Origin of the sequence: Streptomyces sp. MUSC 14 (genome assembly GCF_001866675.1) — a bacterium.
GTDB lineage: Bacteria > Actinomycetota > Actinomycetes > Streptomycetales > Streptomycetaceae > Streptomyces.
In genome coordinates this window covers 72,652-93,663 of the sequence record NZ_MLYN01000027.1, presented here as the reverse complement: position 1 = coordinate 93,663, position 21,012 = coordinate 72,652, and the positions used below count along the sequence as shown (strand labels likewise).

Below are 21,012 nucleotides of genomic sequence, written 5' to 3'. Positions count from 1 at the left end.
CGCCGCCTGGCGTTGTCACAAGCGGGAGGGTCCACTGGACCAAAGTGTTCCCCAGCTGCACGGATTTGGAGGGCGTACGGTGCACCGCCGGCACAACGGGCTCAGGACCGCAGTACTCCTCGGGGGACTGTCCGCGCTCATCATCGTCATCGGCAGCTTGTTCGGCCGCACCGGCCTGATCGTCGCCGTCCTCATCGCGCTCGGCACGAACGCGTACGCGTACTGGAACAGCGACAAGCTGGCGCTCCGCGCGATGCGCGCCCGCCCGGTCAGCGAGTTCGAGGCGCCCGCGCTCTACCGGATGGTCCGCGAGCTGTCCACGCAGGCCCGCCAGCCCATGCCCCGCCTCTACATCTCGCCCACGGAGGCCCCCAACGCCTTCGCCACGGGCCGCAACCCGCGCAACGCCGCGGTGTGCTGCACCGAGGGCATCCTCCGTCTGCTGGACGAGCGCGAGTTGCGGGGCGTGATCGGGCACGAGCTGAGCCACGTCTACAACCGGGACATCCTCATCTCCTCGGTCGCCGGCGCCCTCGCCTCGGTGATCATGTTCCTGGTGAACTTCGCCTGGCTCATCCCGGTCGGCCGCTCGGACGACGACGACGGCCCCGGGCTGCTCGGCATGCTCCTGATCATGATCCTCGGCCCGCTCGCGGCCACCCTCATCCAGCTGGCCATCAGCCGCTCCCGCGAGTACGAGGCGGACGCTTCCGGCGCCCAGCTCACCGGTGACCCGCTGGCCCTCGCCGGTGCCCTGCGCAAGCTGGAGGTGGGCACGCAGCAACTGCCGCTGCCGCCCGAGCCCCGGATCGAGACCGCCAGCCACATGATGATCGCGAACCCCTTCCGCGCGGGCCAGGGACTGACGAAGATGTTCTCCACGCACCCGCCGATGGCGGACCGCATCGCCCGGCTCGAGAAGATGGCAGGACGCACCCGGTGAAGACCATCCTGAACGTCATTTGGCTCGTCCTGAGCGGCTTCTGGCTGTTCCTGGCCTATCTGTTCGCAGGCGTGCTGTTGTGCATCACCATCATCGGTATCCCCTTCGGCATAGCGGCCTTCCGTATCGGCCTCTACGCCCTGTGGCCCTTCGGGTACACCACGGTCGAGCGCCGGGACGCGGGTGCCGCCTCCTGCATCGGCAATGTCCTGTGGCTGATCCTGGCCGGCTGGTGGCTGGCGATCGCCCACATCGTCACCGGTATCGCCCTGTGCATCACGATCATCGGCATCCCGTTCGGCATCGCCAACTTCAAGCTGATCCCGGTCTCCCTGCTGCCGCTTGGCCGCGAGATCGTCCCCACGGACCAGCCGTTCGCGAGCCGCTGAGCAGGTGGACGGCCGGCGGGCCGCACGCGCGTGCGTGTGCGTACGTGTGTGGCTGACAGAGCCCGAGGACGGCTTGTCGGCGCGGCGTGCCGTCACAGCTGCTCCGACGGCGCGTCACGCCCCGCGCAGGTCCGCCCACCACCGCCGTACGCCGTAGGCTGCCGCACCCGCCACGAGTACGCCCGCTCCCGCCGTGACCGAACCGGCGGGCAGCGCGAACGCCAGCGTGGCGCAACCCAGCAGGCCCGCCACGGGTACGACCCGGGGCAGCGGGGCCGGACTCAGCGTCCACGCGGAGGCGTTGGCGACGGCGTAGTAGGCCAGCACGCCGAAGGACGAGCAGCCGATCGCGCCGCGCACGTCCACCGTCGCGGCCAGTACGGCGACCACCAGGCCCACGGCCGGCTCCGCCCGGTGCGGCACCCGGAACCGGGGATGCACGGCCGTCGGCGTCCCGGGCAGATGTCCGTCCCGGGCCATGGCGAGCGTCGTACGGGACACTCCGAGGATCAGCGCGAGCAACGAACCCGGCGTGGCCCCCGCGCGCACCACCGGCACGAGGCACGGCGCTCCGGCCGCCCGCACGGCGTCGGCCAGCGGCGCCGCCGCCTGCCCCGGCCGATCCGGGCCGAGGACGGCGAGCGCGGCGACGGCCACGCACGCGTACACCACCAATGTGACCCCGAGGACCAGCGGGACGGCGCGCGGGATCGTCCGCGCCGGATCCCGTACCTCCTCGCAGAGTGCCGCGATCCGCGCGTACCCGGCGAACGCGAAGAACAGCAGCCCGGCCGCCTGGAGCACGCCGCCCGCGCCCGACGAGAGCCCGATGTCCGGCCGTTCGGCGCCGGCCCCCCGAGGCGAGGCACACGACGACCACGGCCGCGAGCACGGCCGGCACGACAGCCACGATCACCGGCGTCAACCACGCCGACTTCTGGATCCCGCCGTAGTTCACGGCCGTCAGTCCCACCACCGCCGCGACCGCCGGCGGGTGCGCCTGCTCCGGCCAGACGTAGGCGCCCACGGTGGGCGCCATGGCCGCACAGGACGCCGTCCTGCCCGACCACGAACGCCCAGCCCGCCCGATGACCCCAGAAGGCGCCCAGCCGCTCCCTGCCGTACACGTACGTCCCGCCGGAGGCCTGACAGCGAGCGGCGAGACGGCCCGTGGACATGGCGTCGCAGTAGGCCGGCGCGGCCGCGAACGCCAGTCCGGGCAGCAGACCCGACCCGGCCGCGTGGGCGGCCGGACCCAGGGCCGAGAAGGCACCGGCGCCGATCCCCGAGCCGGGACCGACGACCACGGCGTCGCGTACGCCCAGCGTGCGCCGCAGGCCCGTGCCGGATGCTGTCATGCGCCGCACCCCACCGACCGTCGCAACCAGGTGAGGGGCCTGTGACGTCCTCTCCATCGACGCGACACGAACACGCGCGCGTGGACAGCGAGTCCTCACCGGATCCTCAGCGGCCGGACAGTGCGAGGACAGCTGGGAAGGGCAGGTTCACGGCATGAGCATCATCGCTTGGATCATCCTCGGCCTGGTGGCCGGAGTCATCGCCAAGGTCCTCCTGCCGGGACGTGACCCCGGCGGCCTCATCGGTACGACCCTCATCGGTATCGCGGGGGCGTTCATCGGCGGCTGGATCTCGGCCCGCTGGCTGCACCACCCGATCACCAAGAACTTCTACGACGGTGCCACCTGGGCCGCGGCCGTCGGCGGCTCGCTGGTGCTGCTGATCGTCTATCGCATCCTGTTCGGAAACTCACGCGACTGAGCCCCGTGGGACGTGACCCGGCCCCATGGGACACGGCAGGGGTGGGCCGCCCGGAACCGGGCGGCCCACCCCTGCCGTTGCGCTCGCTGTCGCCGTTTCCGCCGGTGTCCTAGCGGTAGTTCACGAACTGGAGCGCGAAGTCGAAGTCCTTGCCCTTCAGGAGCGCGATCACGGTCTGGAGGTCGTCGCGGCTCTTGGAGGTGACGCGCAGCTCCTCGCCCTGGACCTGCGCCTTGATGCCCTTCGGGCCCTCGTCGCGGATGATCTTCGCCACCTTCTTCGCGTTCTCCTGGGAGATGCCCTCCTGGATCGACGCGAAGATCTTGTATTCCTTGCCGGACAGCTGGGGCTCGCCGGCGTCCAGCGCCTTCAGCGAGATACCGCGCTTGACCAGCTTGGACTGGAAGACGTCGAGGACAGCGTTCACCCGGTCCTCGGAGTTCGCCTCCATGAGGATCTTCTCACCGGACCATGAGATCGAGGCGCCCACGCCCTTGAAGTCGTAGCGCTGCGAGATCTCCTTGGCGGCCTGGTTGAGGGCGTTGTCGACCTCCTGCCGCTCGACCTTCGAGACGATGTCGAAACTGGAGTCGGCCATGTCCTGTGGCTCCTTGGATCGGGGTGCGAATCGGGTGCGTGCCGGCGTGCGCGGCGGCGGCCGCCGGGCCCGGCATGTCACCGGGCCGCATCCGCACCAGCCTAGCCACCCTGGGAGCCGAGAGGTGGAGATCAACCGGGTGGCGAAGCACCCCCCTGCATCGGGTATTGTTTACGTCGTTGCCAGGGAGCACCGCCGAGAAGCGGGTTCGGTGGCAGCACAACCCGGCGGTGTGCCCGAGCGGCCAAAGGGAGCAGACTGTAAATCTGCCGGCTCAGCCTTCCCAGGTTCGAATCCTGGCGCCGCCACACGGGAGCAAGGGTCCCGTGACCTGCGAGAACAGCAGGTCACGGGACCCTTGTCGTATCCCTGGGTGATCAGCAGACTGTCTCACGCTGTCTCGCGTTCGAACGCCGTATCTCGGTGTGCGTGGACGGAGCGTGGACGGGATTTCTGGCCGGTCAGCCAGCCTGCCTCAGCCTGGCGGAGATCTTGGCGTTTGCCGCGTCGTCCCCGTCCTTGAGGAACTTGGCGTACACCCGGAAGAGCACCGCCACACTGTGGCCCGCGCGCTCCGCCACGAGCTGAGGCTCTACTCCAGAGCTGAGCCACGTGGACACCGCAGCATGGCGAAGATCATACGGGCGCTTGGCCAACACCGACTCGAACTCCCCAGGGGCCAGGGCCCGCGAACGGGCCTCAGCCCAGACCTCCCCATAGCCCGTGTCCTGGACCAACCCGCCCCTCATGGTCTGGAACACGCGGCCGTCCGGGGCGGTGCCGTACGCGGTGAGGTGCCACCTCAGCAGGGCGACCAGCTCGGGCGGGATCGGTACGTGACGGACGGCTCGCCGGGGCCGATGCTTGAGCCCCCGCTTGTCGTGCGCCTCACCGCTGTCCGTCCAGGCGGCGCCGGACCGGGGGCGAGTTTCCCTCAGTCGGAGCAGCCCCCACCCGCGCCGGGGCAGGTCGCAGTCACGGCGCCTCAAACCGATGACTTCGGCCGGCCGCGCCGCCGCGTAGTAGATGCAGCCGAAGAACGCCACTAGTCGGCGGCCACGCGGGCTCTGATCCCGTACGGCGGCCAGCAGTTTGGCCGCCTGCTCGGGGTTCGGTACACACTCGGGGTCGACTTCCTCTACTACCTGCTCCGGGGCCTTCCATTTGAGGCGGATGAGCGGGTTGTCGGCGAGGAGTTCGGCCTCTACGGCGTACTCCAGCGAGTTGTAGAAGATCGCGCGCTTTCGGCTGATGGTTCCTGCCGCTGCGGTTGTCCCGTCCAGCTTCAGGGACACGGCGTTGAGAGCGGCCCGTGCCAGCAGGAGATCCGACAGGGCAGACGTGGGTAGCGACTTGCGCTTGAACCACTCCAGCACCTTGGCCACGTCGGCGGGGGTCTCCTCGGTCCAGCGGTTCTTGTTGAATGCCCAGCTGTACAGGGCCTGTCGCACGACTCTGGCGTTCGGTATGCCTTTGGTGTCCTTCACGAACACAGGCGTCACGGTTGCCATCGCTTCGGCCAGCGTGCGGCGCGTGGAGGCGGGGGAGTGGTCCCACTTCATGTCGATGTAGTTGCGGGCGTGGTCGTACCACGAGATGTCCCGCTCCTTCACGACCATGGACTTCGGCAATCCGCTGTCCACGTCGAACGGCTCGCCCTCGCGGGCCGCGGTGATGAGCTGGGCCCGGCGGCTCTCCGCCAGGCCCAAAGTGAGGAACGACTCCGCGTGTGGGTTGGTGCCCACCTTCCAGCGGACTTGATAGGGCTTCCGGTAGTCACGCTTGCGGATAGCCCAGATCTTGACGGTGTAGCTCCACTCAGTCACGCGGCTTCCAATTCATCCTTGAAGGCGTCCAGGACACTGCGGCGTAGGCAGATGCGGCCGGACGGCGTGCGCCGGGCCTCCGGCGCGTAGCCGTGGTTGCGCCACCGGTACCAAGTGGCGCGGCTGATACGGAGTTCTTCCAGTGCCTCACTCAGGGGCACCAGTTCGTCTTTCGGCGTGCGGCGCTTACGGGTCGGGGTACTCATACGGTGTTCTCTCCTCGGGCGAGAGGACCGGGCGGGGTGTGGTTGGCGTCACAATGCTGTGGGTCGCGGCCCATCGCGGCCCAAGGCTGTGACCTGCGGCTTTGTGGCGGTTTCGTGCGGCCCATCGCGGCCCACGGCCTGGAAGCGGTGGGCCGCGATGGGCCGGTTGTGAGGTGTGGGAAAAGCGCAGCTCAGGCGGGGTGGGCCGCGATGGGCCGCGACCCGGCGGATTGTGGGCTCAACCGGCGAGGGTGATGCCGTTGTAGGTGGCGATCCGCTCGCCTGAAGGGGCGCGGGGGCGGGTGCGGTTGAGCTGTGGGATGACGGACAGGAGGTTGCGGCCGAAGAGCTGTTTCGTACCGGAGCGGACGCCGTTGTCCTCGGCCCACTCCCGCCAGACGGCCCACAGGTCGTCCACGGCCACACTGCACGTGGGACCGGTGGTGCAGCGTTCGCGGACGAACGCGGACGTGGGTGAGGCGGAGTCCCGCATGGTGGTGACCGCTTCACGGCTGGAAGCGGGTTCGGTGAGCCGGCTGGTGCGCTGAAGGCGGGCGAGTCCTTCCAGGGCCCAGTTCAGAATCCCGGGCATTTCGGCGGTGAGGCGGTCGGTGAGGGTGGGGTCTTCCTTGCCCAGCCACGACACCCGCATGCTGAGCAGGACGAACCGGTTCGCGATGACGCCGGAGGAGTCGCCGAAGTGCGGCAGTTCGTTGGACAGGATCATCAGCCGGGACGGCAGCTTGCCGGTCCACTGCTCGCGGAACTTGCGGTCCACGTCGATCGTGTCGTCACCGGAGATGGTCAACAGCCGCTCCACCACCTGGCTGTTGTCGTTGCCGGACAGTCGGGCGTCGGAGATGACCGCCAGCGATTTCCCGATCAGGGTCGACATCCCGAAGTTCGTGCCCAGCCCGGCGAGCGTCGGCCCGGCAAGGTTCTCCTTGCCGACCAGCGCTTTCAGTACTCGTGCGATCGTGCCCTTGCCGGAGCGGGACGGACCCACGATGAGCAGGATCTTTTGCAGGTCGGTGCGGCCGGAGAGGACATAGCCGAACCACTCCTGAAGCGCGGTGATCGCGTCGGCGTCGTCGGGCCAGATCTGCGCCAAGAACCGTTCCCAGGCCGGCGCCGTGGCGTCCGGGTCGTAGGCGAAGGGCACGGACACGAGGTTGAAGAAGCCGGGGGTGTGCGGCAGAAGCTGCCGGTCACGGATCCGGAGCAGTCCGTTCACGCACGCCACGATCGGGCCGCCGTCTGCCTGGCCGTCGAGCCAGGCGGGGACATCGGTGTCGGTCGGCAGAAGCGTGATCGCCCCGAGCGCGTCGAGCAGGTTGCCGATCTTCTGCTTGGTCGGTGCCCAGTCGCGTTCCTCGGGTTGTCCGTCCTTACCGGGCGCCTGGTAGACCACGTGCTCAAGGCGCTCGTACATGTGGGCTCGCACCTGTGCGTCGTCCAGCTCGCGCCAACTGGTGCCGGTCCAGCGCATCCACGAGCCGCGCCAGCGCCGGCGGGTCAGGTGTCCGTCCTCGGTCTGCCAGTCGGGCAGGATGCGGCGGGCGACGGCGAGCGGGTTGGAGGGTGCGGGCAGTTCCTCGGCGGTCATGCGGCGTGCTCCTTGCCGGTGGCGAGGCCGTTGGCGACGGCTCGCTGTGCGTACGGCTCGGGGACGCCGACGGCGACGGCCGCGGCCACGATCTCTTCGCCGATGGCGTCCAGGCCGCAGGGTCCGGGGCACTGGGTGTGCTGGGCGGCTAGGAACCGGGCCACGCCGAATGCCTGTGATCCGGCGCCGGATTCGGTGTGGGCGGTGACCATGGCGAGGCCGCGTTCCAGGCCGGTGCGGATGTAGCGCTCGGTGTGGCGGCATCCGTGGGCCACGGACCGGTCCCAGGTGACGCGCGCGGGGAGGGAAGAGGCCACCCCAGCGCGCGCGGGGGTGGCCTCTTCCTTCACCACCAGGGCGCGGACGGTGGACGGCAGACCGGTCATGGTGCCGGTGCCGGGTCCGAGCCAGCGGGCGTAGACCATGCGGGATTTGATGTCCACGCCGGGCCGGACGGCGTTGGCGGACTGCATGGTGCCCAGGTAGAGCCAGTGCTCGCCGCGGGTGGTGGGAACGGTCCGGGTGGCCGGGAGCGTCTGGCGTGCCCAGGTAACGGCGCGGGCGTTGTCCAGGTCCACGACGGTGAGCCCGCATCCGGCGGGGTGGTAGCCGACCGTCCCGGCCGCACGCCATGCCGCAGCCCACGCGGGGGAGGTGATCACGCGGGGGTCGGTGGTCGCGGCTGCCCAGGCGTGGCACGGGGCGGGGCATCGGCAGGTCCCTGCGCTCTTCATGTTGGGACGGCCGCCGCAGACGCCGCGGGTGCAGGCGCGGCAGTTGCCGAACGGCCCCTTGCCCTCCCGCAGGGGCAGCACCGGAACCCCCGCTTCTGCCAGGGCCAGGGCGGTGCGCAGGCGCTCACCGGCGCCGGGCGGGAGGCGGAAGGGGGCGCGGCTCGTCTGGGTGGTCCGGGCCGATGGGCCCTCGCCGAATGCCGCGTGTTGGGCCATGCTGGGGGTCTCCTGATTCTCTGCGGAGGGACTGGAGAACCGGGGCGGGCGCAGGCTTGTGGTGAGACGGCGCCCGCCCCGGGCGTATCTAGAACGGCGGCTCGTCGCCCGGCCGCCGCTCGCCGGCGGGGGCGGCGGTGTTCCACGGGTCGGCGGCCGGGGCGGTGGCGGCGCCCTTGCGCTGGACGCGTTCGACCTTGGCCGTGGCGAACTGAAGTGAGGGGCCGATGTCGTCGACTTCCAGGCCGAGCATCGAGCGGTTCTCTCCCTGCTCGGTCTGCCAGTTGTGCTGACGCAGGCGGCCGGTGACGACTACGCGCATGCCCTTGGTCAGGGTCTCGGCGATGTGCTGGGCCAGGTCGCGCCAGGCGGTGCAGCGCAGGAACATCGCGGTGCCGTCCTGCCACTGGCCGGAGGTCTTGTCGTAGGTGCGCGGGGTGGAGGCGACGGAGAACTTGACCAGTGCCGCCCCGGAGGGGGTGAAGCGGAGTTCGGGGTCGTCGGTGAGGTTGCCGACGACGGTGATGGGGGTCTCTCCCACGGCCATGGGGATCACTCGCTTTCGGTGTGAGCAAGGTGGGTGCTGGAGTGGCGGTGATCGGCGGTCACGTACAGCCGCAGCCGCTTGCCGTCGCGGGTGGGGTACCGGCGCGCGGCGCCGGTCTCGAACGCGGCGGCCAGCGCCTGACGGATGCGGTCGACGTCGTCGGGTCGGCAGATGACGCGGATCTCGAACGTCACCGGCCCTCCCGCGCGGCCGGAAGCTCCGGCAGCCCCGCGGCTTCCAGGGCGGTGGGGTCGAAGCCGGGCAGCGTGGCGCGCGTGATGAGCGCGGCGGCGAGCTGTTCGGCGTAGACGGTTCCGGCGCGGGCCACCTCGATCTGCGTGGTGGCGCGGATGGTCTCGACGCGTTCGATGTGGGCGCGTTCCTCCCGCCGCTCGCTCACGTCCCGCTCGTACGCGACCGTTTCGCGGCGGTCCTGGCGCCAGTGGCGGGCGGCGAAGCAGTAGGCGAGCACGGTGGCCAGCGCCCACAGCAGCACCGGCAGGGACAGGCCGTCGGAGTACCCGGCGACGCCCGCCAGTGCGAGGCTGCCGGAGACGGCGTAGCCGGTGGCGGCGAGCACGGGCTCACCGGCGCGGGCCAGGGAGGCGCCGCCGGCTGCCGCTCCGGCGGCGAGGACGGTCATGAGGGCGGCGTTGCCGACGGAGTGTTCGGCGCCATTGGCGTTCCAGATCCGGGCCAGCGCGAGCACGGTCGTGGTGGCGACGGCGGGGGCGGCCTTGGGTGCGGCGGTGGTGAGCCAGTGCCGCACGACGATGGGTTCGTTCACGGGATGCCTCCGGTCAGTGGCCGAGCTGGGACAGGAACCGGGCGAAGGACGCCACCAGGTCGTGAATGGGGCCGTAGGCGCCGGTCCCGGCGGTGAAGAACCCGAAGAGGAACAGCAGCACCGCGGCGCCCGCGCCGGTCGACCTGGTCTTGATGGCGAAGACGGAGGCGATGCCGAACAGCAGCACGGCCGAGATGGTGAGGGTCACCGCGACACCTCCGGGCGGGTGTCGGTGCCCGCGCGGTAGATGCGGGCCCACCGGTTGTAGAGCCAGCGGCCGGCGCGGATGCGCTTGCCGGTGGCGTGGCAGCGGCGGCAGTCCTTGCCGCGCTTGAGGCGTCCCTTGCGGTCGGTCTTGAGCTGGTGGCCCATGCCGCGGCACTTGCGGCAGTTGCCGAACGGCGAGGCCGCACACAGCCCGCCGTAACTCAGGGTGACTATGGGCAGGCAGGCGATAGCAAGGAGGATGGGGGTCATCAGGGGCCCTTCCAGGCGGTTTTCAGGGGTTTCCGCAGGTGGGCCGCTATCCGCTAGCGGCCTGATCAGATCGGGTTTGGGGCGCTAGCGGGGCCGCTAACGTTAGCGGGGTGTGCCGCTAGCGCTAGCGGCCCCGGAGCCTCAGCCGACGTCCCGCTTTCCGTCACGCTCCGCAATCGCGGCGGTGATGTGGGAGCGGTCGATACCGCGCCGGTTGACGACCTTGCCGTTGATCCGGCGGCCCACCTGGATCGTGGAGACGGTGTGCGGCTTCAGCGCGGCGGCCAGGGACTCGGGGTCCCATCCGCCGTAGACGTCCTCGCGCAGCTCGGCGAGCCGGGCGACGACCGTTTCGGACCACGCCTTGGGCTCGTCGGCTGCCACGACGGCGAGGATGTCGGCGAGCAGGTCGTAGCCGCTGGTGACCGGCTCGGGTGCCTCCCCGGCCGCGTAGCCGGACAGGAGTCCGGCCTTCTCACGGACCCTGCGGGCGCGGGCGCCTATGGCGTCGGCGCCGGGGGCGTCCACGTAGACGGAGGAGACGATCCGGGCGTCCGAGCCTTCACCGACGAAGTAGTGAATGCCCTTGTCGCCCCAGGCGAACATGGTCGCCCGCACCCCGCGCTTGTACGCGGACGTACCGAGCACCATGTCGTTCTCCAGCTGACCCATGACCTTCAGGCACCAGCGGGCCGACGCGTTCGCGCTGATCCCGGTCGGGAGCGCCTTGGCGTCCGGGCGCTGCGTGGCGAGCAGCAGCACGATGCCAGTGGCCGGGCCGCGCTTGACCAGGTCGGTGGCGATCTCCTCGAACTCCTTGGAGTGGTCGGGGTGCTCGAACAGCACCTGGCACTCATCCACCCCGATCACGATCGGGTGCAGCCCGAGCGAGCGCTTGTCGGCAAGCTGGCTGGTCACCTTCGACTCCGGGCAGATGTCGCGGGGCAGAGAGCGGATCACCTTGGTGCGGCGCCGCAGTTCCTCCCGCAGCGCGCGGAAGTCGTTGAGCACGTAGCCGATCGCTTCGTCGTCGTCGCCGGCGGCATGCCGGTGGGAGACGGCGTTGCCGACCGGGTCCAGGTCACCGGTGCCCTTCATGTCGTAGGTATGCAGCTCGGCGCGCGGGTCCAAGGCCGCGATGAGCAGCAGCAGACGAAGAAGGAACGTCTTGCCCATGCGCGGGATGGCGCCGATGATCCCCGCGATGTACATGAGCGTGACTTCGACCCAGCGTCCGCGCTGGTCGGTGCCGTAGGCGACCGGCTTGAACAGATCCACCGTCCCGGACTTGGCCAGCGGCCACGCGGGCTTCTTGGCCTGGTTCATGTCCTGGTCGCCCACCCACAGCACCAGGTGCCCGGTGTGCTCGTCGGGCACGGCTTCGGGCCACACGCACCCCAGCGGGCGGCGCAGGCCGGAGGCGAGCCGGTCGCGGCGCTCGATGACGTCGGTCACCGTGACGCCGTAGGGGAGGTTCCCCTCCGCGCGCCAGCCGGGGCCGTCGCGGGTGATCGGGGCGGTGAACTCGAACCCGTCCCGCCCCTTGCCCTGCGCCTGGTTGATCGCCGGGATGCCCAGAGCTCCCAGGGCGCGCAGCACGATGTCACTGGTGAGCTTGGTCGCCTTGGGCATCTCCACAGCCCTATGGATGACCGGGGCGTCCGGGCGGCGGCCGACGAAACCGAGCGCCATCACGACCGCGCTCACCGACACCGCCTGAAGCCACTCGGGGGCGAGCACGTACATGGCGAGTGCGGCACCGGTGCCGACGAACAGGGCGAGCACGGTGACGAGGGTGCGCAGTCGGACCCGGCCGTCCCGCTGCCGCGACAGCTTCAGGTACTCGGCCGCGTCCTCGCGGCGGACGGCTGCGAGTCGGACCGGCTCGCCCTCGCGGTCGGCCGCCCACCGCATGGTGCCGCCGATGAACCGGGCGGCGCCGGTCGGGGCCTGGAGGGTGAGGCGGGCGGCGTAGACCGGGGCCCGCAGCGTGTGGTACCCGGCGGTGTGCGCGTAGTGCCGGGCCACCCAGGCGGACGCCGTCCTGAGTTCCGCCACCGACCGCAGCCACTCCGGGACGACCGCCCGGCGCCGGGCTCCGGCGAGCCGACCGAGGTAGCCCGGACCGGTGGCCCTCGGGGTCGGCTGGTCGACCATCACACGGACGGTCGGGTCGGCCGACTCGGCACCCGACCGACCCGCGCCGGAGTCGGGCGACCGGTCGGCATCCGGCCGGGCGCTCGGGTCGGTCGACTCGGCGCGCGCGGATCGGGCCTTGTCGAGGTCGACCACTTCGCCGCCAGGGTCTGGGTGGGAGTCGGCGGCCATCTCGGCTTCGAGTCGGTTGAAGAGTTCGTTGTCGTCGGGGTGGTTCACTGAGACTTCCTTCCGGAATGGCGGGAGGGAAGGCCCGGCCGTCGCTGTAGGAGGTGGGCGGCCGGGCCCGTGCACAGAAGGGTCAGCCCTGGAAGGGCGCAGGAAGACGAACGATGTGTTCGCCTTGTTCAGACGGCTTTGGCGTGCGCGGCGTCGAAGAGGCGGATGAGGACGGTGACGCCGGCGTAGGAGCCGTAGGCGTCGATGACCTCAAGGCCGGGGGTGACGGCCGGGCGGGAGGTCACCGCGTGGGCGGGGATGGCCAGGGCCGCCCGCCAGGCGTCGAGGTCGGCCCGCGTGTGGCCCATCGCCTCGTGCAGGGACACCGAGATGCCCAGGGCCGCGCCGCGGGAGGTGATGATGCGGCCTACCTCGAAGTCGTGGCTTGTCAGGTCGGGATGCTCGGACAGGAGCCGGGACAGCGCGCGGATGGCGGGGCCCTGCTCCCGGACGGTCTGGATAGTCATGCGCAAGTTCCTTCCGAAATCGGCGGGAGGGTGGCGCCCGGCCGACGCTGGAGGAGGTGGGCGGCCGGGCTCGTCTGGCTACATGCCGGGCGGGAGTGTGCTGCCGGCGGGGAACTCGAAGACTGTGATCAGGGCTTCAAGGCCGGGGGCGTCGGCGTAGGCGACGCGGGTGTAGATGACCGTGAACGGGGTGCCGTCGCGGCCGGTGGTCGGATAGGCGCGGACGTCGTGTCCCCACGCTCGGCGCCGGCTGACCGTGAAGCGGGCCCGAGACGCCGGGATCACGCCGTGGATACCGAAGTTGCTGCCCGACAGACAGACGAACCGCGCCGAGTCGGCGGGGAGCGGCTGATGCATGGAGCCACCCGAGCCGCGGAACAGATCGGTGATCCGTTTCAGGCTCAGCGTGTTCTTACCGGCCACGGTCACCACCACCCCGAGGACTTCTTCGCGGCCTTCGCGGTGGCGGCCTCGTGCACGATCCTCTGCCGCTCCGTCCGAAGGGCGGTGATCTCCGCGGTCAGCCGCGTCTCGGCCGAGCCCCACGCGGTCTTCAGCTTCCGGTCGGCACGCGCGGGGTTGTTCCCGCGCAGGACCTTGTATGAGCCGCCGGCCAGCGCGGCGAGGATGGTGCGTCGCTCAGGGCCGGTCAGCGGCCACATCTCGCGTTCCTGAACGGCCTTGAGCTTGCGGGCGGTCTGCTCGATCGCACGGTCCAGGCGGCGGGTGTCGGGCTTGGCCATGGTCAGTGCCTCCCAGGGCGGGTGTCGGTGGTGAAGGTGGCGTAGGGGCCGTCGGTCGCCTTCGGGGCGTGCATGACGGTGTCGACGGCCGCGAACAGAGCCGCTCCGGCAGCGGCGGCCGCGGCGAGACCGGAGTGACCGGTGTCGGTGGCCAGGCGTGCCGCGCCCTGGGCGGCAGAGTTGACCTTCAGGGCGGTGGTCGGGTCGTTGGTGGCGCTCATGATCCGGTCGTACAGGCCCATGACATGGGTCCTTTCGGCTCAGGTCAGAGGTCGAACAGGGCCGGCGCGTCATCGGCGGGCGCTGTCTTGCGGGCGAGCCGGGCCGCGGCGCCGTGGCAGTCGGGGCACCAGGCGCGCAGCTCGCTCGCCGGGAGTCCCGCCGCCGCCACGTGGCGGGCGAGCGGGTCGGGTGGGGCGGCCATCAGCCGCACGTGGCGCCCGTGCTTGCTGGTGTAGTGGTCGTGCTCGTGCGGGCAGCGGCCTTCGGTCTTGGCGTGCGGGTTGCCGCACTGGCCGGTGCACTGGCAGCGGTAGCCCGCCACCTCCATCACCGGCCGCCAGACGTCCACCGCGGCGAGCGGCTGAGACTTCATGCCGCCACCCCCACGACCGGGGCATCGGTGCGGGCGCCAGTCCGGCCCGCCCGGCGGCCGGCGACGGTAGCGAACAGCCAGCCGAGCCCCGCGCGGCGGGTACCGGCGCGGCCTTGCTTGGCCGCGTACATCGCCTCATCCGCCCGCCGCAGCAGGCCGGACAGATCGTCGCCGGGGAAGTCCGCGGCGCGCACCCACCCGAGACTGACCGTGGTACGGACCGCCGGGTCCTGGCCGTCGACCGGGCGGGCGAGCACTCCGTGTAGCACGGCGAGCAGATCAGCCGCGCTGCCGTGGTCGTCGAGCAGGACGGCGGCGAACTCATCGCCCCCGAGCCGCCCGGCGACCCCGGTACGGCCGACGTGGTGGGCGAGCCGATCGGCGGTCGCCTTCAGCAGGGCGTCCCCGGCGGCGTGCCCGTGGGTGTCGTTGATGTGCTTGAACTTGTCGACGTCGGCCAGCACGACGACCGCGCGCGGGTCCTTGAGCAGGGTTGTGGCGCGGCGGGTGAAGCCGTCGCGGGTGCGTAACCCGGTGAGCGGGTCACGCCGGGCGGTGTTCAGGCAGCCTCGCAGCCACCACACGTGGACCGCCCAACCGACGGCGAGGGGCAGCGCGGACAGCAGGACCGTGGCCAGGGTGTTCACGCGGCCACCCCCTCAGCGACGCTCTCAGCCTCGTCTTCCGGGGAGAGGGCGGCGTACAGGGGGTAACTCGCGGCACGCTCGTCGAGCAGCGCATCCCGCACCTCCCGGGCGGGACGGGCGCCGCAGTGCAGGGCCTTGCGCAGCGCCTCGGCGTTGATCTCGGCGTTCGTCCAGTCGGCTGTGACGGTCCGGGCCTCGGCGAGCAGTTCGGCCGGCGTGCGCTGTGGCGTCTTGGCCTTGCCCCTGGCGGGCCGCTTGCGCGGCGGCTTGGGCGCCTCGCGCTTCGGCTCCGCCGGGGCCTGTTCCGGCTCCGGCGTCGGGTCGGGCTTCATGTCGGCGGCGGCCGGGGCCAGTTCTCCCAGTCGCAGCAAGACGCGTTCGCGGCGCGGGGTCTGACGGCGCCACGTGCGGCCGTAGCGCTCCCGCAGGTCCGCGCGGGCCAGCAGCCTTTCCCTCTCCAGCGCGAGGGCGTCGCTGTAGGAGGTGACCTCCCACAGCGTCATCCGACGCCAGAGAGCGAACGTGGGCGCGGGGGCCAGCAGCCAGCGAGAGAACCGGATCTTCTCCATACGCCGACCGGTCACCGCGCCGATCCGCACGGCGTAGACGTGCGCGCCGATCTCGGAAAAGACCACCCACAGCAGCGGCATCGTGCCGTGCGCCACCTTCGCCGACAGGGAGTGCCCAGCGGCGACGTTCAGCCAGCAGGTGACCAGGGTGAGTACCCAGGGCACGAACCGCACCCACGCCAACGCCATGTCCAGCCGGATCAACAGCAGGTTGGCCAGCGTGAACACCGGAATGGCCACATCGATCGCGATGGGCAGGATGTGCGGCTGAGAGAAGCCCCACCGGGCAGCGGCGAGAGACACCGCGTCGAAGGAGGAGACCAGGCCCAGGGCTCCGACCGCGGCGGCAGCGAGCGCGCCGACACCGGCAAGACCCATCTCAGGCTTCGTCAGCGGCGGGACCGCCGGACGTTCCGCGGTCTGTGTCGTCTCGGCGGCGTTCATGCCGCCGCTCCCTTTCGCGACGGCCGCCGGCGTCCGGCCGGGCGGGTCAGCGGGACGACGTTGAACAGCTCCGGGGCGTGCGCCTCGATCACCTCGGCGACCACCCGGCTCACGTCGTCCGGAAGGTCGGGGTTCTCGGCGAGGATGTCGCGCGCGGCGTCCAGCCGGGCCGCGCGCTCCTCGTCGGTCTCGCCCTCCACCCCGAGCCACAGCTCAGCCGGGGTGCCCAGGGCCAGTTCAATGAAGTCGTTCACGGAGACGGCCTGATGACCGCCGATATACGTGCGCATGGGAGGGCTCCTGATACGGAGGGACTGGGAGCCGGAGGGGCCGCAGGCGTGTGGTGAGACGACGACCGCTCCGAAATCCCCTGCCGCGAGTGCGGCGGGGAGAGCGCCCCGGGCCGGATTCGATCCGGCAGCGTCATGCCGAGACCAGGGCTGGATGTTCCGGGTGGGAGTTGGAAGCGCCGGCGCGGTTCGATCAGCCGGTGATGCGGATGTTGCGGGCGGTCTTGCGCTGGCTGGCGAACTCACGGCCGATGGCAACCTCGGCCTCATGCCGGGTGACCATGAAGTGGTCGAAGGTCGCGGTGTCGGAGACCTCCTCCGTCTTGCCTGTGTCCAAGTCGGTGACTGTCGCGGTGAAGCGGTAGATACGGTTCACGTCAGGCTTCTTCCTGCTCGGTGGATGAGTGGCAGTGCGTGCCCCGGGCCGGATTCGATCCGGCGCCCTCACGGCGGGATGCCGGGGCGGTGGTGCGGGGTCAGACGGTGGCGACCAGCGCGGCTGCGGGTCAGACCCGGACCCGGCGCGGGCGGTTGAACAGGTTGATCAAAGCGCCGGTGGTGGCGGTGAACGAGGTGATGGCCACGAAGGCGACCGTCGACCAGTTGGCGCCCAGGTCGCGGACGTAGACGCTGTTGGTGACCGCGAACGCGATGCCGAGCACGAAGAACAGCAGCGTGGCCACTGCGCGGCCGGAGGTCATCGGCTTGAAGCCGCGTGCGACCAACTCGATGTTCGCCGGGCGCACCGGGCGGAATACGAGGTCGTTCACCTGGATGTCGACCACGTTCCCGGAGTCGTGAGTAGCGACTCCGACGACCGTGCCCAGGGACTTGTCACTGCGGATACGGACGACGTCACCGATGGCGAGCAGCATGGAAGGTTCCCCCTCGAAAGTTGTTGTGGACACCGGGGCTCCGGCTCCTCTCGACCCCGTCCGTACGGGATCGCTCCGCAGAGCGCTCGGACGGACAGGGCGAGCAACCGGCGCGGCGCTAGCCGCCGCGATTCGGTAGAAGGTGACCGGTTGGCCGCCGCACTCCGAGGTGCTCACGGACCGGGTGATGGAACGGCGCCGCCGTGCCGGTCGGTCACGGCCGCGCCCATGGCTTTCGTCGACTCACGCCCACTCCTTCAGGCCGCTGAACAGGGGATACGCACTGCAAGGGGGACCACGTCCCCACTCTCCGGCCGTTGCTCGCGGTCACCGGGCCACCTCGCCAGTACGGGCCGAAACCCTGTTGTGCCTGGCCTTTAGCGGGATTGCAGCGTCCCCGCCCTGTGCATTCGTGCAGGTCAAACGGGTTGTGCAAGCGCTCCGTCCCTTTCGGGGCTGAGCTGCTCTCCAGCACTGCCTCAGAGTGCACTGTGAGGCAGAGTGCGTCAAGTCCCCTCGCGGAACAAGCAGCGTGGGGCGCTGGTTCTACCTCTGCGACTTGGGCACTATGAGGCAGAGACCGTGACGAAACTTGGGGTGCAGATGGTCGAGTGGACCGGCAGGTTTGCCTACAAGCAGGTGGCCGATGACCTGCGGCGACGTATCGCGGCTGGCGAGTTCGCCGAGACCGGACAGCTCCCGTCGCTTGCGCAACTTCAAGAGAAATACGGCGCCACGGTCACCGTGGCCCGTGCCGCTATCAACCAGCTGAAGGCGGACGGCCTTGCGGTGAGTCACCAAGGTAAAGGCGCCTTCCTGACGCCCAACGCCGGCCGTGCTGCGCAACTCGCCGACCCGGCTGCGGCGGTAACCGAACTGCGCGAGGAAGTTGAGAAGCTGCGGAGTGAGGTTGGGGACCTGCGGCGGCGCGTCGCAGTCCTGGAAGGGGACTGACCTTCTATCGAGCCGGGGGCCGGGCCGGACGGCCGTGTCGCGGGGCATCTGAACCTCCTCGTTCGGTGTGTGCTCAAGTTCACCGCCGAGGCGCGAAAACCGGTATCACGTCCCGCTACCTGAGAAAATCCAAGCGGTTTTATACATCCGCTTACACATGCGCTATCACGAATTTCCACAGCACTAGTCGGGCCGCTACACTCGCGACTCCGACCAGCTATCTAGGAGGGGCAGATGGCTCGGAAGCACCCAGACTGGAAGCCCGATCTTCTGCGAATGCACCGCGAGGAAATAGGGCTCACCCTGGAAGACACGGGGGAAAAGCTTCGCGAAATTGCGGAGCGTCACGGCTTCAAGATTGCCGCAAACTTCCAGACGATCTGGGGCCACGAAAAGGGTTCGGTATTTCCCGGTCCGCATTATCGCCGGGCGTACTGCCGCCTCTATCGTCGCAACGAGGCTCAACTCGGCTTCCGCAAAGCACTGCCCGGAGAGGATGCCCCCGTGGAATCCGTGCCGGCACCCGCTTCCGCCGAGCGAAAGCTCCCCGACCAATCGGACGCAGTACGTAAAGCCCTGAGCAGCATCCACGAAGGCACAGGCGACGTGGACAGCGAGGCTCTGCTCAATCGAGTGGTCAACGCATGGAACTCCACAGCAGGGGCAAGCACTGACGGCCCACCCATGATCCTGGTCGGAGGGTACGCCGGATCAGGTAAGTCGGAGTTCGCGAAATTTCTTGGCCGGCTTACCGGCTGGCCGATCCTCGACAAGGACTCACTCACGCGTCCACTGGTCGACCAGCTTCTAGTCTCGTTGGGCGGCGAGGCGCACGACCGCAGTTCGAAGCTGTACCTTGAGAAGGTCCGCCCCCTGGAATATCGCTGCCTCATGGAGGCCGCATGGGACAACTTGGATTGCGGAATCCCCGTAATCCTCGACGCCCCGTTCATCAAAGAGTTTTCCCAAGCCGACTGGATGCAGCGTCTCCAGAACCGTTGCCGGTCCAAGCGGGTCTCGCTCGCGACCATATGGGTTGAGTGCGACATTGAATCGATGCGTGAGTACATCGAGTTCCGGGGCGCGGCCCGCGATGCTTGGAAGATGGAGGCGTGGGAGGAATACGCGGCAGGGCTCAACGTGGAGTTCCGTCCGCAGGGCCCGCACTTCGTTGTCGACAACCGGCTTGGAGCCGCCGTGGCCCTGGTCGATGAGGCTCGTGACGTGCTGAGTGGAGGCGGACTGTGAGCCCGTCAGGCGTGATCCTGTACGGCCCTCCCGGCTCAGGGAAGGACACCATCACCTCTGAGCTAACCCGGCTACGGCCTGAGTTCGCGCTCTTCGAGCGGCTCAAGGCCGGGCCCGGCCGTACGACCGGGTACCGGCTCACAACGCCGGACCACATTGAGGAGCTGTCCCAAGCCGGGGAACTCCTCTACAGGAACGCCCGATACGACGCTGAGTACGCCATCGACCGGCAGGGCGTCGCGGCCCTGGTCGAGGATGGCCGCGTACCTGTGCTCCACATGGGCCAGGTCGTCGGCGCCACGGCCGTGGCGGCCTTTCCTCTGCACTGGGTTCGGGTGCTCCTGTGGTGCCCCCTGGCTACCACGGAGTCGCGTTCCATCGGCCGCGGAGACAAAGACGTCGATGCCCGCGTGAAGGTCTGGCACGAGACCAGGGAAGACCTTTTGGCACACGAATACGAGCCGTGGACCCTCACCCTCCGGACCGATGTGCTCAGCCCAAGCGAGTCGGCCCGCGCCATCGTCGAAGCACTCTCGCAGAGTGCGCCGGCCGAACCGCGGAACATTCGGGAGCTTGTCGGGTGACGGTCCTTGGCATCCTGCATCCGGGCAGCATGGGCGCCGGCGTCGCCGCTCAGGCACGGCGGTCCGGCGCAGAGGTTCTCTGGTGCTCTGCCGGACGCAGCCCGGAAACGGCGCACCGAGCCGAGCAGTACGGGCTATCGGCCGTTGGTGGGCTCTCGGAGATGGCTGACCGAGCGGACGTCATCCTGAGCCTGTGCCCGCCCGCCGCCGCGGAAGACGTTGCGCGTTCCGTCGCCGCATGCTCGTACTCCGGGACGTACGTCGACGGGAACGCTGTCTCCCCCGCGACAATGACGAGGATCAGCAACATCATGCGACCGTCGAGGGCGACGGTCGTTGACGGCTCTGTGATCGGTTCGCCGCCGTCGGCGTCGAAGAGCCCGCGCCTGTACCTCTCGGGGCCGAGCGAGGCTGTGCCGAGGGTAGCCAAGCTCTTCGACGGGAGCGCCGTCCAGGCGCGGTCGCTAGACGGCGGCGTCGGGCAGGCATCCGCCCTGAAGCTGTCATACAGCAGCTACCAAAAGGCGAGCCGTGTTCTCGCCGCCGTCGCATACGCGCTCGCCAGTGACTACGGGGTGGAGGCGGAGCTACTCGACATCGCTCAGGGGCGTACGACGAGCTACCTGGCGGAGACGGGCTACTTCCCAAAGATCGCGGCTCGGTCCTGGCGTTGGGGCCCCGAGATGAGGGAGGCGGCACAAGCGCTCGCAGAGGTCGGTTTGCCCCCTGAGCTAGCTGACGCTGCCGCCACGGTCATGGAGCGCTGGGAGGGCCTAAAGGACACCTCGCCCGCACTCGCTCAGGTACTCGCGGAGCTACACGCCGCCCCGCCCGGCGGGCGGGTCTAAGGCCCCTCCACATCCTTCCGGCTGGACACTGCAGCCCGCGCGATCACCGACAACGTCAGCTCTCGCTCCTTGTCGATGACGAGCCAGCCCTTATCTAGGAGGGACTGGAGGAGAAGGCGGACCTCATCGCCCAGCTCTTCCGCCAGGTCATCATCCGTGGGGGAGAGGCCAGACTGGAGGAGGGAGGCCACATGGAAGACCAGGGCCTCCTCTTCTGCGGTGATGTTGAAGTCCATGCACTGAAGTTAGGCGAGTGTCCTGGTT

Annotated in this window: 29 protein-coding genes, 1 tRNA gene and 1 pseudogene; 8 read left to right on the top strand and 23 right to left on the bottom strand. The window is 69.8% G+C overall.

Features of this window, described 5'->3' with window-relative positions:
- Positions 1-79 precede the first annotated feature (79 nt).
- Both htpX and BIV25_RS18330 read left to right on the top strand, forming a co-directional pair.
- Entirely contained in the window at positions 80-943 is an 864-nt protein-coding gene (gene htpX / locus BIV25_RS18335) for a zinc metalloprotease HtpX (RefSeq protein ID WP_071373408.1), read from the top strand.
- Positions 940-1,332, top strand: a complete 393-nt coding sequence (locus BIV25_RS18330; protein WP_071373407.1) for a YccF domain-containing protein — start codon at positions 940-942, stop codon at positions 1,330-1,332. The genes htpX and BIV25_RS18330 overlap by 4 nt, the downstream gene beginning before the upstream one ends.
- 114 nt (positions 1,333-1,446) lie before the next feature.
- On the opposite strand, the pseudogene BIV25_RS18325 reads toward BIV25_RS18330, so the two are convergent.
- Positions 1,447-2,690, bottom strand: a pseudogene (locus BIV25_RS18325) (APC family permease).
- A 154-nt stretch (positions 2,691-2,844) separates the two neighbouring features.
- Between BIV25_RS18325 and BIV25_RS18320 the strand changes: the two are divergent.
- A complete protein-coding gene (locus tag BIV25_RS18320; RefSeq protein ID WP_071373406.1) occupies positions 2,845-3,111 on the top strand; it encodes a GlsB/YeaQ/YmgE family stress response membrane protein in 267 nt (88 codons plus the stop codon).
- Between the two features lie 109 nt (positions 3,112-3,220).
- Here BIV25_RS18320 and BIV25_RS18315 read toward each other — a convergent pair whose 3' ends face one another.
- Complete coding sequence (locus BIV25_RS18315) at positions 3,221-3,709, bottom strand: YajQ family cyclic di-GMP-binding protein (RefSeq protein WP_071373405.1); 489 nt, start codon at positions 3,707-3,709, stop codon at positions 3,221-3,223.
- A gap of 226 nt (positions 3,710-3,935) precedes the next feature.
- Here BIV25_RS18315 and BIV25_RS18310 point away from each other — a divergent pair.
- Positions 3,936-4,017, top strand: a tRNA-Tyr gene (locus BIV25_RS18310).
- A 153-nt stretch (positions 4,018-4,170) separates the two neighbouring features.
- Here BIV25_RS18310 and BIV25_RS18305 read toward each other — a convergent pair.
- The 20 genes from BIV25_RS18305 to BIV25_RS18210 all read right to left on the bottom strand — a co-directional run bounded on the left by BIV25_RS18305 (position 4,171) and on the right by BIV25_RS18210 (position 17,147).
- Entirely contained in the window at positions 4,171-5,535 is a 1,365-nt protein-coding gene (locus tag BIV25_RS18305; protein ID WP_071373404.1) for a tyrosine-type recombinase/integrase, read from the bottom strand.
- The gene (locus BIV25_RS18300) at positions 5,532-5,741 is read right to left on the bottom strand and encodes an AlpA family transcriptional regulator (protein WP_071373403.1); all 210 of its coding nucleotides are present in this window, start codon (positions 5,739-5,741) and stop codon (positions 5,532-5,534) included. The genes BIV25_RS18305 and BIV25_RS18300 overlap by 4 nt, the downstream gene beginning before the upstream one ends.
- Positions 5,742-5,979: 238 nt before the next feature.
- The gene (locus BIV25_RS18295; protein WP_071373402.1) at positions 5,980-7,347 is read right to left on the bottom strand and encodes a phage/plasmid primase, P4 family; all 1,368 of its coding nucleotides are present in this window, start codon (positions 7,345-7,347) and stop codon (positions 5,980-5,982) included.
- Positions 7,344-8,297 (bottom strand): bifunctional DNA primase/polymerase, encoded by a 954-nt coding sequence (locus tag BIV25_RS18290; protein ID WP_256255908.1) that lies wholly within the window; start codon positions 8,295-8,297, stop codon positions 7,344-7,346. Before BIV25_RS18290 ends, BIV25_RS18295 begins: the two co-directional genes overlap by 4 nt.
- A gap of 88 nt (positions 8,298-8,385) precedes the next feature.
- The gene (locus BIV25_RS18285) at positions 8,386-8,844 is read right to left on the bottom strand and encodes a single-stranded DNA-binding protein (protein ID WP_071373467.1); all 459 of its coding nucleotides are present in this window, start codon (positions 8,842-8,844) and stop codon (positions 8,386-8,388) included.
- Between the two features lie 5 nt (positions 8,845-8,849).
- Complete coding sequence (locus BIV25_RS18280; protein WP_071373401.1) at positions 8,850-9,038, bottom strand: hypothetical protein; 189 nt, start codon at positions 9,036-9,038, stop codon at positions 8,850-8,852.
- Positions 9,035-9,631 (bottom strand): hypothetical protein, encoded by a 597-nt coding sequence (locus BIV25_RS18275; RefSeq protein WP_071373400.1) that lies wholly within the window; start codon positions 9,629-9,631, stop codon positions 9,035-9,037. The genes BIV25_RS18280 and BIV25_RS18275 overlap by 4 nt, the downstream gene beginning before the upstream one ends.
- 13 nt (positions 9,632-9,644) lie before the next feature.
- Positions 9,645-9,839, bottom strand: a complete 195-nt coding sequence (locus BIV25_RS18270; protein WP_071373399.1) for a hypothetical protein — start codon at positions 9,837-9,839, stop codon at positions 9,645-9,647.
- Positions 9,836-10,108, bottom strand: coding sequence for a hypothetical protein (locus tag BIV25_RS18265; RefSeq protein ID WP_071373398.1), 273 nt, complete (start codon positions 10,106-10,108; stop codon positions 9,836-9,838). The genes BIV25_RS18270 and BIV25_RS18265 overlap by 4 nt, the downstream gene beginning before the upstream one ends.
- Before the next feature lie 141 nt (positions 10,109-10,249).
- Positions 10,250-12,484, bottom strand: a complete 2,235-nt coding sequence (locus BIV25_RS18260) for a cell division protein FtsK (RefSeq protein WP_071373397.1) — start codon at positions 12,482-12,484, stop codon at positions 10,250-10,252.
- Between the two features lie 128 nt (positions 12,485-12,612).
- On the bottom strand, positions 12,613-12,951 hold the full coding sequence (locus BIV25_RS18255; protein ID WP_071373396.1) for a hypothetical protein: 339 nt from the start codon (positions 12,949-12,951) through the stop codon (positions 12,613-12,615).
- Between the two features lie 78 nt (positions 12,952-13,029).
- Positions 13,030-13,374, bottom strand: coding sequence for a hypothetical protein (locus tag BIV25_RS18250; RefSeq protein ID WP_143076657.1), 345 nt, complete (start codon positions 13,372-13,374; stop codon positions 13,030-13,032).
- A gap of 2 nt (positions 13,375-13,376) precedes the next feature.
- On the bottom strand, positions 13,377-13,694 hold the full coding sequence (locus BIV25_RS18245; RefSeq protein WP_071373394.1) for a hypothetical protein: 318 nt from the start codon (positions 13,692-13,694) through the stop codon (positions 13,377-13,379).
- Positions 13,695-13,696: 2 nt separating this feature from the next.
- Positions 13,697-13,936 (bottom strand): hypothetical protein, encoded by a 240-nt coding sequence (locus BIV25_RS18240; RefSeq protein ID WP_071373393.1) that lies wholly within the window; start codon positions 13,934-13,936, stop codon positions 13,697-13,699.
- A gap of 23 nt (positions 13,937-13,959) precedes the next feature.
- On the bottom strand, positions 13,960-14,289 hold the full coding sequence (locus BIV25_RS18235) for a hypothetical protein (protein WP_071373392.1): 330 nt from the start codon (positions 14,287-14,289) through the stop codon (positions 13,960-13,962).
- On the bottom strand, positions 14,286-14,936 hold the full coding sequence (locus tag BIV25_RS18230) for a GGDEF domain-containing protein (protein WP_071373391.1): 651 nt from the start codon (positions 14,934-14,936) through the stop codon (positions 14,286-14,288). The genes BIV25_RS18235 and BIV25_RS18230 overlap by 4 nt, the downstream gene beginning before the upstream one ends.
- Positions 14,933-15,949, bottom strand: coding sequence for a DUF2637 domain-containing protein (locus BIV25_RS18225; RefSeq protein ID WP_256255907.1), 1,017 nt, complete (start codon positions 15,947-15,949; stop codon positions 14,933-14,935). The genes BIV25_RS18230 and BIV25_RS18225 overlap by 4 nt, the downstream gene beginning before the upstream one ends.
- The gene (locus tag BIV25_RS18220; RefSeq protein WP_071373390.1) at positions 15,946-16,239 is read right to left on the bottom strand and encodes a hypothetical protein; all 294 of its coding nucleotides are present in this window, start codon (positions 16,237-16,239) and stop codon (positions 15,946-15,948) included. Before BIV25_RS18220 ends, BIV25_RS18225 begins: the two co-directional genes overlap by 4 nt.
- A gap of 193 nt (positions 16,240-16,432) precedes the next feature.
- Positions 16,433-16,615, bottom strand: coding sequence for a hypothetical protein (locus BIV25_RS18215; protein WP_071373389.1), 183 nt, complete (start codon positions 16,613-16,615; stop codon positions 16,433-16,435).
- Positions 16,616-16,745: 130 nt separating this feature from the next.
- A complete protein-coding gene (locus BIV25_RS18210; protein WP_143076656.1) occupies positions 16,746-17,147 on the bottom strand; it encodes a hypothetical protein in 402 nt (133 codons plus the stop codon).
- Positions 17,148-17,717: 570 nt separating this feature from the next.
- Between BIV25_RS18210 and BIV25_RS18205 the strand changes: the two genes are divergently transcribed.
- The 4 genes from BIV25_RS18205 (at position 17,718) to BIV25_RS18190 (ending at position 20,748) form a co-directional block, all read left to right on the top strand.
- Complete coding sequence (locus BIV25_RS18205) at positions 17,718-18,068, top strand: winged helix-turn-helix domain-containing protein (RefSeq protein ID WP_071373465.1); 351 nt, start codon at positions 17,718-17,720, stop codon at positions 18,066-18,068.
- 234 nt (positions 18,069-18,302) lie between these two features.
- Positions 18,303-19,316, top strand: a complete 1,014-nt coding sequence (locus BIV25_RS51085) for an AAA family ATPase (protein WP_071373387.1) — start codon at positions 18,303-18,305, stop codon at positions 19,314-19,316.
- A gap of 11 nt (positions 19,317-19,327) precedes the next feature.
- Positions 19,328-19,900, top strand: a complete 573-nt coding sequence (locus BIV25_RS18195) for a guanylate kinase (protein ID WP_256255905.1) — start codon at positions 19,328-19,330, stop codon at positions 19,898-19,900.
- Positions 19,897-20,748 (top strand): NAD(P)-dependent oxidoreductase, encoded by an 852-nt coding sequence (locus tag BIV25_RS18190; protein WP_079176708.1) that lies wholly within the window; start codon positions 19,897-19,899, stop codon positions 20,746-20,748. The genes BIV25_RS18195 and BIV25_RS18190 overlap by 4 nt, the downstream gene beginning before the upstream one ends.
- Here BIV25_RS18190 and BIV25_RS18185 read toward each other — a convergent pair.
- On the bottom strand, positions 20,745-20,984 hold the full coding sequence (locus BIV25_RS18185) for a hypothetical protein (RefSeq protein WP_071373385.1): 240 nt from the start codon (positions 20,982-20,984) through the stop codon (positions 20,745-20,747). The two genes, BIV25_RS18190 and BIV25_RS18185, sit on opposite strands and share 4 nt — an antisense overlap.
- Between the last annotated feature and the right edge of the window lie 28 nt (positions 20,985-21,012).